18 protein-coding genes and 1 tRNA gene are annotated in these 12,193 nt (G+C 69.2%); 2 read left to right on the plus strand and 17 right to left on the minus strand.

The window, feature by feature from the left end; translation table 11 throughout:
• Nucleotides 1-205: 205 nt before the first annotated feature.
• From KUG43_RS14995 to KUG43_RS15010, 4 genes are all read right to left on the minus strand, one after another.
• Nucleotides 206-697, minus strand: a complete 492-nt coding sequence (locus KUG43_RS14995; protein WP_216910398.1) for a photosystem I reaction center subunit XI — start codon at nt 695-697, stop codon at nt 206-208.
• A gap of 62 nt (nt 698-759) precedes the next feature.
• On the minus strand, nt 760-876 hold the full coding sequence (locus KUG43_RS15000) for a photosystem I reaction center subunit VIII (protein ID WP_015109434.1): 117 nt from the start codon (nt 874-876) through the stop codon (nt 760-762).
• A gap of 83 nt (nt 877-959) precedes the next feature.
• A complete protein-coding gene (locus KUG43_RS15005) occupies nt 960-1,925 on the minus strand; it encodes a glycosyltransferase family 2 protein (protein ID WP_216910400.1) in 966 nt (321 codons plus the stop codon).
• A gap of 33 nt (nt 1,926-1,958) precedes the next feature.
• Nucleotides 1,959-2,675: a C40 family peptidase gene (locus KUG43_RS15010; RefSeq protein WP_216910402.1), complete on the minus strand. Its 717-nt coding sequence runs from the start codon at nt 2,673-2,675 to the stop codon at nt 1,959-1,961.
• A gap of 18 nt (nt 2,676-2,693) precedes the next feature.
• On the opposite strand from KUG43_RS15010, the gene KUG43_RS15015 reads away from it, so the two are divergent.
• On the plus strand, nt 2,694-3,614 hold the full coding sequence (locus KUG43_RS15015) for a serine hydrolase (RefSeq protein ID WP_216910404.1): 921 nt from the start codon (nt 2,694-2,696) through the stop codon (nt 3,612-3,614).
• A gap of 124 nt (nt 3,615-3,738) precedes the next feature.
• Here KUG43_RS15015 and KUG43_RS15020 read toward each other — a convergent pair.
• Nucleotides 3,739-3,827: transfer RNA gene (locus KUG43_RS15020), tRNA-Ser, on the minus strand.
• 18 nt (nt 3,828-3,845) lie between these two features.
• Nucleotides 3,846-5,051, minus strand: a complete 1,206-nt coding sequence (alr, locus tag KUG43_RS15025) for an alanine racemase (RefSeq protein ID WP_216910406.1) — start codon at nt 5,049-5,051, stop codon at nt 3,846-3,848.
• Nucleotides 5,052-5,125: 74 nt separating this feature from the next.
• Between alr and KUG43_RS15030 the strand changes: the two genes are divergently transcribed.
• A complete protein-coding gene (locus KUG43_RS15030) occupies nt 5,126-5,626 on the plus strand; it encodes an HNH endonuclease (RefSeq protein ID WP_216910408.1) in 501 nt (166 codons plus the stop codon).
• Between the two features lie 39 nt (nt 5,627-5,665).
• Here KUG43_RS15030 and prfA read toward each other — a convergent pair whose 3' ends face one another.
• From prfA to KUG43_RS15085, 11 genes are all read right to left on the minus strand, one after another.
• Nucleotides 5,666-6,781: a peptide chain release factor 1 gene (gene prfA, locus KUG43_RS15035; RefSeq protein WP_216910410.1), complete on the minus strand. Its 1,116-nt coding sequence runs from the start codon at nt 6,779-6,781 to the stop codon at nt 5,666-5,668.
• Nucleotides 6,782-6,909: 128 nt separating this feature from the next.
• Nucleotides 6,910-7,209: a 50S ribosomal protein L31 gene (gene rpmE / locus KUG43_RS15040; protein WP_216910412.1), complete on the minus strand. Its 300-nt coding sequence runs from the start codon at nt 7,207-7,209 to the stop codon at nt 6,910-6,912.
• Between the two features lie 8 nt (nt 7,210-7,217).
• Nucleotides 7,218-7,625, minus strand: coding sequence for a 30S ribosomal protein S9 (rpsI, locus tag KUG43_RS15045; protein WP_015109426.1), 408 nt, complete (start codon nt 7,623-7,625; stop codon nt 7,218-7,220).
• Complete coding sequence (gene rplM / locus KUG43_RS15050; RefSeq protein WP_216910414.1) at nt 7,622-8,074, minus strand: 50S ribosomal protein L13; 453 nt, start codon at nt 8,072-8,074, stop codon at nt 7,622-7,624. The genes rpsI and rplM overlap by 4 nt, the downstream gene beginning before the upstream one ends.
• Before the next feature lie 147 nt (nt 8,075-8,221).
• A complete protein-coding gene (truA, locus tag KUG43_RS15055; protein WP_216910535.1) occupies nt 8,222-9,067 on the minus strand; it encodes a tRNA pseudouridine(38-40) synthase TruA in 846 nt (281 codons plus the stop codon).
• Nucleotides 9,064-9,414, minus strand: coding sequence for a 50S ribosomal protein L17 (gene rplQ / locus KUG43_RS15060; RefSeq protein WP_216910416.1), 351 nt, complete (start codon nt 9,412-9,414; stop codon nt 9,064-9,066). Before rplQ ends, truA begins: the two co-directional genes overlap by 4 nt.
• A 46-nt stretch (nt 9,415-9,460) precedes the next feature.
• Complete coding sequence (locus KUG43_RS15065) at nt 9,461-10,399, minus strand: DNA-directed RNA polymerase subunit alpha (RefSeq protein WP_216910418.1); 939 nt, start codon at nt 10,397-10,399, stop codon at nt 9,461-9,463.
• An 82-nt stretch (nt 10,400-10,481) separates the two neighbouring features.
• A complete protein-coding gene (gene rpsK, locus KUG43_RS15070) occupies nt 10,482-10,874 on the minus strand; it encodes a 30S ribosomal protein S11 (RefSeq protein ID WP_094586009.1) in 393 nt (130 codons plus the stop codon).
• 171 nt (nt 10,875-11,045) lie between these two features.
• A complete protein-coding gene (gene rpsM / locus KUG43_RS15075) occupies nt 11,046-11,411 on the minus strand; it encodes a 30S ribosomal protein S13 (RefSeq protein WP_094586010.1) in 366 nt (121 codons plus the stop codon).
• A gap of 66 nt (nt 11,412-11,477) precedes the next feature.
• Nucleotides 11,478-11,591, minus strand: a complete 114-nt coding sequence (rpmJ, locus tag KUG43_RS15080; RefSeq protein ID WP_006173336.1) for a 50S ribosomal protein L36 — start codon at nt 11,589-11,591, stop codon at nt 11,478-11,480.
• A 43-nt stretch (nt 11,592-11,634) separates the two neighbouring features.
• Nucleotides 11,635-12,186: an adenylate kinase gene (locus tag KUG43_RS15085; RefSeq protein ID WP_216910419.1), complete on the minus strand. Its 552-nt coding sequence runs from the start codon at nt 12,184-12,186 to the stop codon at nt 11,635-11,637.
• Nucleotides 12,187-12,193 lie beyond the last annotated feature (7 nt).

A 12,193-nucleotide genomic window follows, 5' to 3' on the forward strand; every position in this document is an offset into this window, starting at 1 on the left:
CATCGGCCACTTCCGCAGCCTGGGCACCAATCTCTTCGGTCTGGAAGATGTCCTCGGTGGTGGTGACCGCGACTTCGACGATCATGTGATCGGCTTCAACTTCAGCCAGGTCGTCTGAAGCCGGATCAGCACAGACGTCTAGCCAATAAAAAACCCTGCCGAGGCAGGGTTTGAAACGTCATCCGGTGAGCAGGGCGGGCTTGGTTCAGCCGACGCTCCAGACGCCACCGGCGATGTTGGCCAGCGGGGATTGGATGGCGGTACTGCACAGGAACCAGGCGAAGGCGGCGCCACCGCAGCCACCCAGCCAGAAGCCGCTGGCGAATTCCGCCCAGCCGGCTTTGGTGAACAGGTCGGCGGGAGGGTTGTCGATGGTGGCGTCGGCGGGCTGGACGTTGGGGCCGCTGCCGGCGGTGCCGTAGATCGACAGACAGATGGTCAGGATCGACACCAGGCCGATGGTGGCGAGCAGCCCGGCGGTGCTGGCGAACTCGGTGGCACGCAGGGGGCCGGTGTAGGCGAAGGGCCCGTAGAGGAAGTAGCCGTGGGCCATGCCCACCTCAAGACCACGACGGTTGGGGGAGAGGGAGGGCCGATACGCCGGCAGGGCGTTCAGAAAGGCCTTGGTGAAATAGCTGCTGTTAACGGGGGTGGCCAGATTGCCGACGGTGGGGTCGGCGACAGGGGTCACGGTCATGGGGGGCGGATCAGGGGGTCGTCGGAAGGGGAGGCGAGTGACGCTGGGGCCTGGGCCCGTCGTCAGTCGGTCGCCTCGATCACGTTGAACAGCAGGGCCATGGCCACCGCTGCGCCGAGGATTCCCACCAGGGGAACCATCACGGACGGCATCCAGGCAACGGCAAATTCACCAGTCATGGCTTGGGCCAATAGGAACCGCCGGTACTGTAAGGACCCCTTCCTGCCTGGGTTCTCAGGGGAGCGGGGGGCGACATAAAAGTTCAGCCGGCGCCGCCGCGCAGCGTGGCCCGCACCCGGTAGATCGGTCGGCCCTGGCTCTCGTGGTAGGTGCGCATCTGCAGTTCCGCCAGCAACCCGAAACTGAACAGCTGCACCCCGCTGAGGATCGCCAGCACGGCCATCAGCAGCAGGGGACGGTTGCCGATGTCGGCCCCCAGCAGCAGCTTCTCGCCCACCAGCCAGAAGGCGATGGCCAGGCCCGCCCCCAGGGCCAGCAGCCCGGCGAAGCCGAACACATGCATCGGCCGGGTCAGGAACCGCTTCATGAACCACACCGTCAGCAGGTCCATCAACACCCGGAAGGTGCGGTCGATGCCGTAATGACTGCGCCCGTAGAGACGGGCCTGGTGGGACACCTTCACCTCGCCGATCCGGGCGCCTTCGATGAAGGCCAGGGCCGGCAGGAAGCGGTGCAGTTCTCCGTAGAGGTTCATGTCGCTGACCACCTCCCGCCGGTACGCCTTCAGGGAGCAGCCGTAGTCGTGCAGACGCACCCCCGTCACCCGGGCGATCAGCCGGTTGGCCACCAGGGAGGGCAGCAGCCGGTTGAGGGCTCCGTCCTGGCGCTGCTGCCGCCAACCGCTCACCAGGTCGAGGTCGTCCTGCTCCAGCCGGCCCAGCAGCAGCGGGATGTCGGCGGGATCGTTCTGGAGGTCGCCGTCGAGGGTGACGATCACCCCACCGCCGCTGGCATCGAAGCCGGCCGCCATGGCGGCCGTCTGCCCGTAGTTGCGCCGCAACAACACGGCCACCAGTTCCGGCACCTGGCTGGCCAGGTGCCGCAGCACGGCCGGGGTGCCGTCCTTGGATCCGTCGTCCACCAGCACCAGCTCGAATGGACGGCCCAGGGGCTTCAGGGCCGCCAGCAGCTTCTCCACCAGCAGGGGAATGCTGGCCTCCTCGTTGTAGAGGGGCACCACCACCGACAGGCTGGCGGTCTCCGCCATGGCCCCACCCAGCTCAGGCTGCACGGTACCCGCTCAGGGAGGCAGCGGACTGCCGTCGTGGCTGTGCATCACCCGCCCCGCGCCCCGTAGTTCGGCCCGGTAGTGGCAGGCCACCGGATCCCGGTTGCGGGGATTCAGGTCGTCGATGCCGATGCCGTCACGGCCGTGCTGGCGTCCGGAACTGTGCAGGTAGCGGCCCCCGCCCAGGTGCAGGGCCACGTGGGTGCAGCGCCGAGGGGTGCCGAAGAAGAGCAGATCCCCCGGCAGCAGCAGGCTGGTGACGCCGCTGGCCACCGCCACCGGGCGGCAGAAGCGTTCCTGCAGATAGGCATCCCGGGGCAACCAGATGCCGGCCAGGGCGAAGGCGGTCTGCACCAGCCCCGAGCAGTCGAAATCGGGACCCAGGGTGCCCCCCCAGAGGTAGCGGTTGGGCTGGTGACGGGCGGCCTCGGCGAAGGCGAGCACCGCCTCCAGGCGGGCGGCGATCCTGTCGCGATCGAGGCGGGGCAGCGGCGGCGGCGGGGCGGGCTGGCCGTGGCTCTCGAGGGCGAGCGCCTCCACCCAGCAGGGGTAGCCGTCCTCGTGCAGCCGCACCCGCAGGCGGGACTCGGCGCTGTCGAGCACCCTGAGGTGCCGGCCCGCGTGGATCTCGGTGGCCAGGCCCGGGCCCTGCGGCCGGCTGTAGGCCGGCAGCGGCCGGGTCAGGGTCCACGTGCGGCCGGGCGCCGGCAGGGTGCCTAAGGTCGCCATCGCAAGGTGCCGCCGCTGATGGCGTTCTACAGCCCGGATCAGGCCATGGGCCAGACCCTGCGCCAGCTCATCGGGCATCTGGAGGAGGAGGGGCGCCCGGGGCTGGGGGAGCAGGTCTCGATCACCTGGCTCCGTTACGGGGCTTCCCTGCTGGGCGCCGCCGAGGGCCTGGGCCAGGAGGCCTTCTGGGGCCAGGCCGTGACGGGTGCCAGCTGGGAGGGGGAGAGGCCGCGCTATCCCGCCAGCGTCGTGAAGCTGGTGTATCTGGTGGCCGCCGAAGCCTGGCTGCAACGCCAGCTGATCGAGGAGGGTCCGGAACTGCGCCGAGCCCTGGCCGACATGGTGCGCGACTCCGGCAACGACGCCACCAGCCTGGTGGTGGATCTGCTCACCGGCACCACCAGCGGCCCGTCCCTGCCCCCCGCTCGGGCGGCGGCCTGGTGCCGCCAGCGCCAGGTGGTCAACGACTGGCTGGCGCGCCTTGGCTGGAGCGAGGTGGCGGGGGTGAACGCCTGCCAGAAGACCTGGGCGGAGGGGCCCTATGGCCGCGAGCGGGACTTCTACGGCGCCCAGCTGGAGAATCGCAACCGCCTCAGCACGGATTTCACGGCCCGCCTGCTGCACGCGGTGATGGCCGGAGCCGCGGTGTCCCCGCCGGCCTGCCGCCGCATGATGGCCCTGCTGGGACGCTCCCTCGATCCCGAGGGTCGGGCCGCCGATCCCGAGAATCAGGTGGATGGTTTCCTCGGGGCTGCTCTGCCGCAGGGGTCCCGGCTGTGGAGCAAGGCCGGCTGGATGAGCCAGGCGCGCCACGACGCCGCCTATGTGGAGGTGGAGGGCAAGGCGCCGATGCTGCTGGTGGTGTTCAGCGAGGGACGGGCCCGGGCCGCCGATGCCAGCCTGCTGCCGGCCATTGCCACCGCCCTGTTGGACGCCTGAATCTGAACGTGCGGCAGGAGTGGCCGGTTCAGGCCGGGCAGCGTGCGGGCCGCCTGTGTCGGGCGGAGGAGCATCGCCAGGCTCTGAGCAAACCTGGCGTGGACGGCCCTGGAAGGGCCGGAAACGGAGAGGGAGGGATTCGAACCCTCGACAGAAGTTGCCCTCTGTAACTCCTTAGCAGGGAGCCGCTTTCAACCACTCAGCCACCTCTCCAGTGGCCAAGAGAGCTTATCAGGGCTCGGTCGCCGCCTCGGACTCCGGGGGCACGGCCAGGCGCGGCAGGCGGTGCTTGAAGCCGCAGAGGATCTCCCAGGGGATCGTGCCGCAGCGTTCGCTCCAGTCGAGGGGGCTGATCGTCTCCCCCCCCTGCTCGCCCAGCAGGGTGACCAGGCTGCCCACCTCGATCCGGGGGGCCTCGGTGGCGTCAATCACCAGCTGGTCCATGGTGATGGCGCCCACCTGGGGCAGGCGCCGGCCGTCGAAGAGCACGTCCATGCGGTTGGAGAGCTGGCGGGGCACCCCGTCGGCGTAACCGATCGACACCACCGCCAGGAGGCTGGGCCGGCTGGTGCGGAAGCGGTGGCCGTAGCTGACGCCGACCCCCGCCCCCACCTGGCGCAGCAGGGTGACGCGGGCGTGGATCTGCAGGGCTGGCCGCAGGGACACCACACCGGCCAGGTGGGGCGCCGGCGGCTGGCCGTAGAGGGCCAGGCCGACCCGGACCAGGTCGTAGTGCTGTTGGTGCCCCCGCAGGGTGCCGGCCGAATTGGCGAGGTGCCGGCAGCCGGCCGGCAGCCCCTGTTCGTTCAGGCTGGAGAGGACGCTCTCGAAGCGCCGTTGCTGGAGGTCGCTGAGGCCGTCGTCCTCCTCCGGAGGGGCATCGGCGCAGGCCAGGTGGGAATAGATCCCCGCCAGCTCGATGGCCTCCATGCCCCGCAGGGCCGCCACCAGCCTGGGGCCCTCCTGCCAGTCGGCGCCGAGCCGGGCCATGCCGGTGTCCAGCTTGAGCTGGACGGCCATGGTGCGGCCGCTGCCGCTGGCCAGGTTCTGGCACAGCAGGGCCTCCCGCATGCTGCTGAGCGTCGGCATCAGCTGCCAGCGCAGGCAGCTGCGCAGCTCCTCGGGCTGGGTGAGGTTGCCCAGCACCAGCACCGGGGCGGAGATGCCGGCGCGACGCAGCTGCACCCCTTCCGCCAGGGTGGCGACGCCGAAACAGGCCGCCCCCGCCTCCAGGGCGGCCCGGGCCACCGGCAGGGCGCCGTGGCCGTAGGCGTCGGCCTTGACCACGGCCATCAGTTGGGTGGCCTCTCCGATGTGGCGTTGCAGGGCCCGCACGTTGGCCTGGATGGCCGCGGTGTTGACCTCCACCCAGGCCCGCTGCCGCGACGGCTGGGTCTCCTCCGTCGCACTGGTGGGGGCGAGCGAGGCGCTGGTCATGGACGCCGGTGCAGGGGGTGGACCATGGATTTCATGGGAATCCCGTTAGCATGCCGCGTATCCAGCGGACTGGAATGGGCCACGTACTCGTTCTGAATGCGTCCTACGAACCGCTGAACATCACCACCTGGCGTCGGGCCATGGTGATGCTGCTCAAGGGGAAGGCCGAAGGCCTGGAGCACGACCCTGAAAAGACGATTCGCCCCGACCATTTCCTGCCCACGGTGATCCGGCTGCGCCAGTTCGTGCGGGTGCCCTACAAGCCGCTCCCTCTCACACGCCGCAACGTCTTCCACCGCGACGGCCACGCCTGTCAGTACTGCGGCTTCAGTGGCGAGCAGCTCTCGATCGACCACGTGGTGCCCCGCAGCCGGGGCGGCACCGACGTCTGGGAGAACGTCACCACCGCCTGCCTGCCCTGCAACGTGCGCAAGGGCAACCGCACCCCCAGGGAGGCGGGCATGCCCCTGGCACGGGAGCCGCGCCGCCCCCTGGGCAGCCTGAGCTTCGAGGCCAACCGGCGCATCCGCTCCGGCCAGCATCAGGAGTGGGCCAAGTACGTCATCGGCGCCTGAATCGCCCTCGCGCTCAACCACTCCGCCCATTCGCCGCGTTCATCCACCGGTGCCGGTGGCCTCGAGGGCAAGCGCCTCAAGACCCTGGCGCTGCTCCTCGGCGATGCAGGCGCCGATCAGGTCTTCGATCTGGCCGGCCAGCACGGGCTCCAGGGAGAAGTTGCGTCCCAGCCGATGGTCGGTGACCCGGTTGTCCTTGGCGTTGTAGGTGCGGATCTTCTCGCTGCGGTCGCCGCTGCCCACCTGGGCACGGCGCACGGAGCGCTCCTCGGCATTCGCTTCCGCCAGCTGGCGCTCGTAGAGCTTGGCCCGCAGGATTTCCATCGCCCGCTCCCGGTTCTGCATCTGGGAGCGTTCCTGGGTGCAGAACACCCGGATGCCGGTGGGTTTGTGCAGCAGGTCGACGGCCGTTTCCACCTTGTTGACGTTCTGGCCGCCGGCGCCGCCCGAGCGGGCCGTGCTGATATCCAGATCCCCCGGATCGATCTGCACCTCCACCGGATCGGCCTCGGGCATCACCGCCACGGTGGCGGTGGAGGTGTGCACCCGACCCTGGGACTCGGTGGCCGGCACCCGCTGCACGCGGTGCACGCCCGCCTCGAACTTCAGCTGGCTGTAGACCCCATCGCCGCGGATGGCGAGGATCAGTTCCTTGTAGCCGCCCAGGTCGGCCTCAGAAGCGCTGACCGGCTGCACCTGCCAGCCCTGGTTCTGGGCATAGCGCTCGTACATGCGGGCCAGGTCGCCTGCCCAGAGGCTGGCCTCGTCGCCGCCGGCCCCGGCACGGATCTCCAGCATGACGCTGCGCTCGTCGCGGGGATCCGAGGGCAGCAGGCTGAGGGTGAGCCGCGCGTTCAGGGCCGTGATCAGGCCCTCGAGGTTGACCAGCTCCTCGGCGGCCAGGGCCACCAGCTCCTCGGCGGCGGGATCATCGCGGTGGGCCTTCAGCAGGGAGCGGGCCTCGTCGCGCTCCTGCTCCAGCTTGCGCAGCCGCTGGTAATCGTTGACCAGGGGCTCCAACCGGGCCCGCTCACGGGCGATCGCCTGCAGGCGGGCCGGATCGGAGGCCACCGCCGGGTCGGCCAGCTGGCGCTCCAGGGTCTGGAAGGTGCGGCAGGCGGTGTCCAGCCGGGATTGCAGCAGCTCGGAATCCATGGGCGGCACCCGAAACGGAAAAAGCCGGGTGCTGGGGGCACCCGGCCGGAGAAAAACCGGGCCGAATCAGTTGTCTGATTCGGGCGGCCGGTGTCGGTCTGAGGATCTCAGGCTGACGGAGGACGGAGTCAGGCTTCCGTGGCCGCCGGGGTCTCGGCTTCGACGGCGGCGGGCGCCTCGGCAGGCTTGGCGGCCTTCTTGGCACCGGAGGCGGAATCGGTGCTGCCCATTCCGTACTTGCGCATGAAGCGATCCACCCGGCCCTCGGTGTCGAGGATCTTCTGGGTGCCTGTGTAGAAGGGGTGGTTGCCGCTCCACACGTCGACCGTGAGTTCCGGATGGGTGGAGCCGGTGGTCATGACCACCTCCCCGTTGCAGATCACCTTGGCGTCCGGATACCAGGTGGGATGGATGTCGGCTTTCGGCATAACGAAAATCAGCGCTTGGAGAACTGGGGAGCTTTGCGGGCTTTCTTGAGGCCGTACTTGCGACGCTCCTTGGCCCGGGGATCGCGGCTGAGGTGGCCTTCAATCTTGAGCGGCTTGCGGTTGTCGGGCGACAGGTCGCAGAGGGCGCGGGCCGCACCCTGCTTGATGGCATCGGCCTGGCCGGTGAGGCCACCGCCGCGCACGTTGACCAGCAGGTCGTACTGGGCTTCCAGGCCGAGGGTCTGGAGGGGGGCCTTCACCGCCGCCAGATAAACGGGGTTGTAGTTGAGGTAGTTGTCGCCGGGGCGGCCATTGATGGTGACGCTGCCGCTGCCGGGGACGACCCGCACACGGGCGACGGCGGTCTTGCGACGGCCGGTGCCCCAGTAGACGACGCGGTTGGAGGTGCTGGTCATTGGGCGGCGGTGGCGGGATCGAGGGCGAGGGGCTGGGGCTGCTGGGCGGCGTGGGGATGCTCGGCGCCCTTGTAGACCTTCAGCTTGCGGAACAGCTGGCGGCCAAGGGCGTTGTGGGGAAGCATGCCCTTGATCGCCTTCTCGATGATGCGCTCCGGCAGACGGGCCTGCAGATGCTCGAAGGTTTCGGTCTTCATGCCGCCGGGACGGCCGGAATGGCGCCGGTAGATCTTCTGGGTGGCCTTGTTGCCGCTGACGCGCACCTTGTCGGCGTTGATGACCACCACGAAATCACCGGTGTCGAGGTGAGGCGTGAAGGTGGGCTTGTTCTTGCCGCGCAGCACCTGGGCCACTTCACTGGCGAGACGGCCGAGGGTCTGGTCCGCTGCGTCGACCAGGTACCACTGGCGCTCAAGCGAATCGATGGAGGGTGGGGTTGTCTTGTTCATCGCGCCGGCTGGCCGGTTTGGGGTGAGCCCATCGCAGCCGGATGGGTCGGGACAGGGAGATTCGACCCTACCGTGTCGCCGGATCCGGCGAATTCGGCGAGACGCTATCTGCGTGGGGCCACCGGACGGGGCACCCTGCAGAGCTTCTCAACCGATCGGAACGCCGATGAACGGATCGGCGGGAGGATCGCGCGATTCCAACAGAAATCGCGGTTGACAATCATACCAGGCGGCCCCAGGGAAGATGTCCGTTGGGTAGCCCACCCGCAGCAGGCAAAGCCCCTGGGGCGGGGCGGCCTCCTTCACTGCGTGGCGGGCGCCGCTGCGCCAGCGGTGCAGGAACTCCTCGGCCTCAAGGCGGCCCTCCCCGACGGCCACCAGCTGGCCCATCAGCAGGCGCACCATGCCGTACAGAAAGCCGCTGGCCTGCATCTCGGTGACCAGCAGATCTCCCTGCCGCTCGATGTGCACGTCCTGAACGGTGGTGCGGGCATGGGCGCGGCGGCTGCCCGCCCTCTGGAAGGCGGAGAAGTCGTGCTCCCCCAGCAGAGCCTCCAGACAGCGGGCCATCCGGGCCTCGTCGAGGCGCCACTGGTAGCGATGCCAGCTCCAGGGGGCCAGGAACAGGTTGGGGCTGCGGCCGTTGAAGATCGTGTAGCGGTAGCGCCGGTAGGTGGCGCTGAAGCAGGCGTGCCAGTCGGCGGGGACCTCGGCGGCGGCCCTCACCCGGATCGTGGGCGGCAGGCGGCCGTTGAGAGCCTTCGCCCAACGGGACACGGGAATGGGGCCGGAGGCATCGAAATGCACCACCTGGGCTGCGGCATGGACGCCGCTGTCGGTGCGGCCCGCGGCCACGGCCTGGGCGGGACGGTGAGGGTCGAGGGCGGCGATGGCCCCCTCCAGGGTTTCCTGAACGCTGCTGTGGCCGGACTGACGCTGCCAGCCGTGAAACGAGGAGCCCTCGTACTGCAGCGAAAGGGCGATCCTTTTCAGACCAGCTCGATGATCGCCATCTCGGCGTTGTCGCCACGGCGGGGCACCGTGCGGATGATGCGGGTGTAGCCACCCTGGCGATCGCCGTAGCGGTCTTGGGCCTTGTCGAACAGAGCGTGGACGAGTTGCTTGTCGTAGATGTAGCCGATGGCGCGGCGACGGGCGGCGAGGGTGCCGTCCTTGGCCAGGGTGATCATGCGCTCGGCTTCATCACGCAGGGCCTTGGCCCGGGCCTTGGTGGTGGTGACGCGGCCTTCACGGATGAGCTGGGTGGTCAGACCACGCAGCATGGCCTTGCGTTGGTCGGCGGGGCGTCCCAGCAGGGGGACTCGGCACTGGTGTCGCATGGTGGGGACGGGAAAGGTGGCGAAACGGGGAGGGGGGAACCGCCTTTCAGCCGCTGGTGCGGCTCTGGGGCAGGGAGATGCCGATCCTCTCGAGGGCCTCGATCACCTCGTCGGCGGACTTGGATCCGAAGTTCTTGATCTCCAGGAGGTCTTCGTAGCTGAAGCCCATGAGGTCGGAGACGGAGTTGACCTGGGCGCGCTTCAGGCAGTTGTAGGCGCGGACGGAGAGGTTCAGCTCCTCCAGGGGGATCTGGGCCTCAGCCGATGGCTCGGGCTCCAGGCCGGGCTCCTCGGTCATGGTGAGGGTGGCCAGTGGCTGGAACAGCTCCATCAGCTGGTTGGCCGCCTGGGCCATGGCGTCGTCGGGGGTGACGCTGCCGTTGGTCTCGATCTCGATGCGCAGGCGCTCGTGGGCCGAGCCGCCTTCGCCGACCGCGGTTTCATCGACGGTGTAGTTGACCCGACGGACGGGCATGAAGACCGCGTCGATCTGGAGCAGGTCGATGGCGGCGGTGTCCTCGTTGTGGCGATCCACCGGCCGGTAGCCGATGCCGCGCTCCACGTGGACCTCCATCTCCAGGCTGTGGCCCTCGGCCACGGTGGCGATCTCCCGATCGCCGTCGATGACCTGCACCTGGGGGGAGAACTGCAGATCCGAAGCGGTGACACGGGCCGGGCCGTTGACCATCAGCCGGCCGATCTCGAGATCACGGCTGCGGCTGTTGACGGGAACCGACTTGCAGTTGAGCAGGATGTCGAGCACGTCCTCGCGCACACCAGGCACCGTGGCGTATTCGTGGTTGACCCCGGAGAGACGAACCGCCGTGATGGCGCTTCCTTCGAGACCACCGATCAGCACGCGCCGCAGGGCATTGCCGAGGGTGGTCGCCTGGCCCCGATCCAGGGGGCCGATCAGGAAGACGCCCGTCTGGGAACGGTCGTCGGCGACCTGGTGCTCGACCCGATCGATCTGGTAGTGCAACACGGTCAGAGGAGGTGGGAAAGGAAAGGTGGCCGCGGCAGCGGCCCTGGGGAGTCGGGTGGGAAGCCGGAGGCCTCCGGACGGCTCAGACCCGACGGCGCTTGGCCCGGCGGCAACCGTTGTGGGGCAGGGGGGTGACGTCGCGGATCAGGGTGATCTCGAGACCGGCCACCTGCAGGGCCCGGATGGCGGTTTCGCGCCCGGAGCCAGGACCGCGCACCAGCACTTCGATCTGACGCATGCCCTGCTCGAGGGCCCGGCGGGCGGCCGCTTCGGCGGCGGTCTGGGCAGCGAAGGGGGTGCCCTTGCGGGCTCCCTTGAAACCGCTGGCGCCGGCAGACGACCAGCTCACCACCTCACCGGCGGTGTCGGTGATGGAGACGATCGTGTTGTTGAAGGTGCTCTGGATGTGCGCGACCCCGTTGGGGACATTGCGCTTGGCCTTCTTGGGGCCTGTCTTCTTGGCTGGTTTGGCCATGGCGGTGACCCTGCGGGAGCAGGGAGGTGATCAAAGGACTGGGGGGAAGTCCCGGTGACGACCTCCGGGAGAGGAGGGCGGCGGGACCGGGGCCCGGTGGCTGCCGCGAGGGGCCACGGGCCGGGGAAGGGGGCAGGCAGGGAAGGCGGAACGGGCCCGGAGGCCCGGACCTCACTTCTTCTTGCCGGCCACGGTCTTGCGGGCGCCGCGGCGGGTGCGGGCGTTGGTGCGGGTGCGCTGACCACGCACGGGCAGGCCCATGCGATGGCGGCGCCCCCGCAGGCAGCCGATGTCCTGCAGGCGCTTGAGGGCCATGCCCTCTTCGCGGCGCAGGTCGCCCTCGAGGACGAAGGAATCGGCGGCGCCGCGCAGCTTTTGCACGTCGCCATCGCTGAGGTCCTTCACCCGGATGTCGGGGCTGACCCCCGATTTGGCGAGAATCTTGCGGGCCCTGGTGAGCCCGATCCCGTACACGTAAGTGAGTGAGATCTCAACCCTCTTGTCACGAGGGATATCGACACCGGCGATCCGAGCCACGTCAGGAAACGATCAGAGGGCAATGGGGGTGGCGGCCGAAGGCGGCCGCCGTGGAAGCGTGGGGGGTCAACCCTGACGCTGCTTGTGCTTCGGGTTGGTGCAGATCACCATGACCCGGCCGTGGCGACGGATCACCCGGCATTTGTCGCACATTTTCTTGACTGAGGCACGCACCTTCATGGGCGTTGTGCTCTCCGAATTTGCAAACAGCTACCTTATCACATCAGTCAACAAGGCTGGCTACGATCCTTTCTCCGATCTCCGCCACCGTGCCGGAGGCGTCGACGCTGTGGAGCAGGCCCAGCTGGCGGTAGTGGTCGATCAGTGGGGCGGTCTGCTCCTGGTACACCACCAGGCGGTTGCGGATCACCGCTTCGTTGTCGTCGGCCCGGCCACGGGAGAGCAGGCGCTGGATCAGCACCCCGTCCTCCAGCTCCAGCAGCAGCACCCGCTCGATGCGCTGGTCGAGCTCGGCCAGCAGGCCGTCGAGCGCCTCGGCCTGGGCCAGGTTGCGGGGGAAGCCATCCAGGAGCCAACCCCCCTGGTGGCCCTCCAGGCGGCTGCGCACGATGGCCAGCACCAGGGCATCGCTGACCAGCTCGCCGCGGGCCATCACCGCCTCCGCCTCCTGGCCCAGGGCGGAGCCGGCCTTCACCTCCGCCCGCAGCAGTTCACCGGTGGAGAGATGCAGCAGCTGGTGGTGCTCGGCCAGGAGCTCGGCCTGGGTGCCCTTGCCGGCGCCGGGGGGGCCGAGGAAGAGGAGTCGCTGTTTCATGGGAGAG

The sequence above is a fragment of the Synechococcus sp. CCY 0621 genome, from assembly GCF_019038465.1.
Taxonomy (GTDB): domain Bacteria; phylum Cyanobacteriota; class Cyanobacteriia; order PCC-6307; family Cyanobiaceae; genus Cyanobium.

Bases quoted from the DNA above. Each gene is read 5' to 3' on its own strand.
- KUG43_RS14995 (WP_216910398.1), bottom strand. From the start codon at position 697: ATGACCGTGACCCCTGTCGCCGACCCCACCGTCGGCAATCTGGCCACC.
- KUG43_RS15000 (WP_015109434.1), bottom strand. From the start codon at position 876: ATGACTGGTGAATTTGCCGTTGCCTGGATGCCGTCCGTGATGGTTCCC.
- KUG43_RS15005 (WP_216910400.1), bottom strand. From the start codon at position 1,925: ATGGCGGAGACCGCCAGCCTGTCGGTGGTGGTGCCCCTCTACAACGAG.
- KUG43_RS15010 (WP_216910402.1), bottom strand. From the start codon at position 2,675: ATGGCGACCTTAGGCACCCTGCCGGCGCCCGGCCGCACGTGGACCCTG.
- KUG43_RS15015 (WP_216910404.1), top strand. From the start codon at position 2,694: ATGGCGTTCTACAGCCCGGATCAGGCCATGGGCCAGACCCTGCGCCAG.
- alr (WP_216910406.1), bottom strand. From the start codon at position 5,051: ATGACCAGCGCCTCGCTCGCCCCCACCAGTGCGACGGAGGAGACCCAG.
- KUG43_RS15030 (WP_216910408.1), top strand. From the start codon at position 5,126: ATGGGCCACGTACTCGTTCTGAATGCGTCCTACGAACCGCTGAACATC.
- prfA (WP_216910410.1), bottom strand. From the start codon at position 6,781: ATGGATTCCGAGCTGCTGCAATCCCGGCTGGACACCGCCTGCCGCACC.
- rpmE (WP_216910412.1), bottom strand. From the start codon at position 7,209: ATGCCGAAAGCCGACATCCATCCCACCTGGTATCCGGACGCCAAGGTG.
- rpsI (WP_015109426.1), bottom strand. From the start codon at position 7,625: ATGACCAGCACCTCCAACCGCGTCGTCTACTGGGGCACCGGCCGTCGC.
- rplM (WP_216910414.1), bottom strand. From the start codon at position 8,074: ATGAACAAGACAACCCCACCCTCCATCGATTCGCTTGAGCGCCAGTGG.
- rplQ (WP_216910416.1), bottom strand. From the start codon at position 9,414: ATGCGACACCAGTGCCGAGTCCCCCTGCTGGGACGCCCCGCCGACCAA.
- rpsK (WP_094586009.1), bottom strand. From the start codon at position 10,874: ATGGCCAAACCAGCCAAGAAGACAGGCCCCAAGAAGGCCAAGCGCAAT.
- rpmJ (WP_006173336.1), bottom strand. From the start codon at position 11,591: ATGAAGGTGCGTGCCTCAGTCAAGAAAATGTGCGACAAATGCCGGGTG.
- KUG43_RS15085 (WP_216910419.1), bottom strand. From the start codon at position 12,186: ATGAAACAGCGACTCCTCTTCCTCGGCCCCCCCGGCGCCGGCAAGGGC.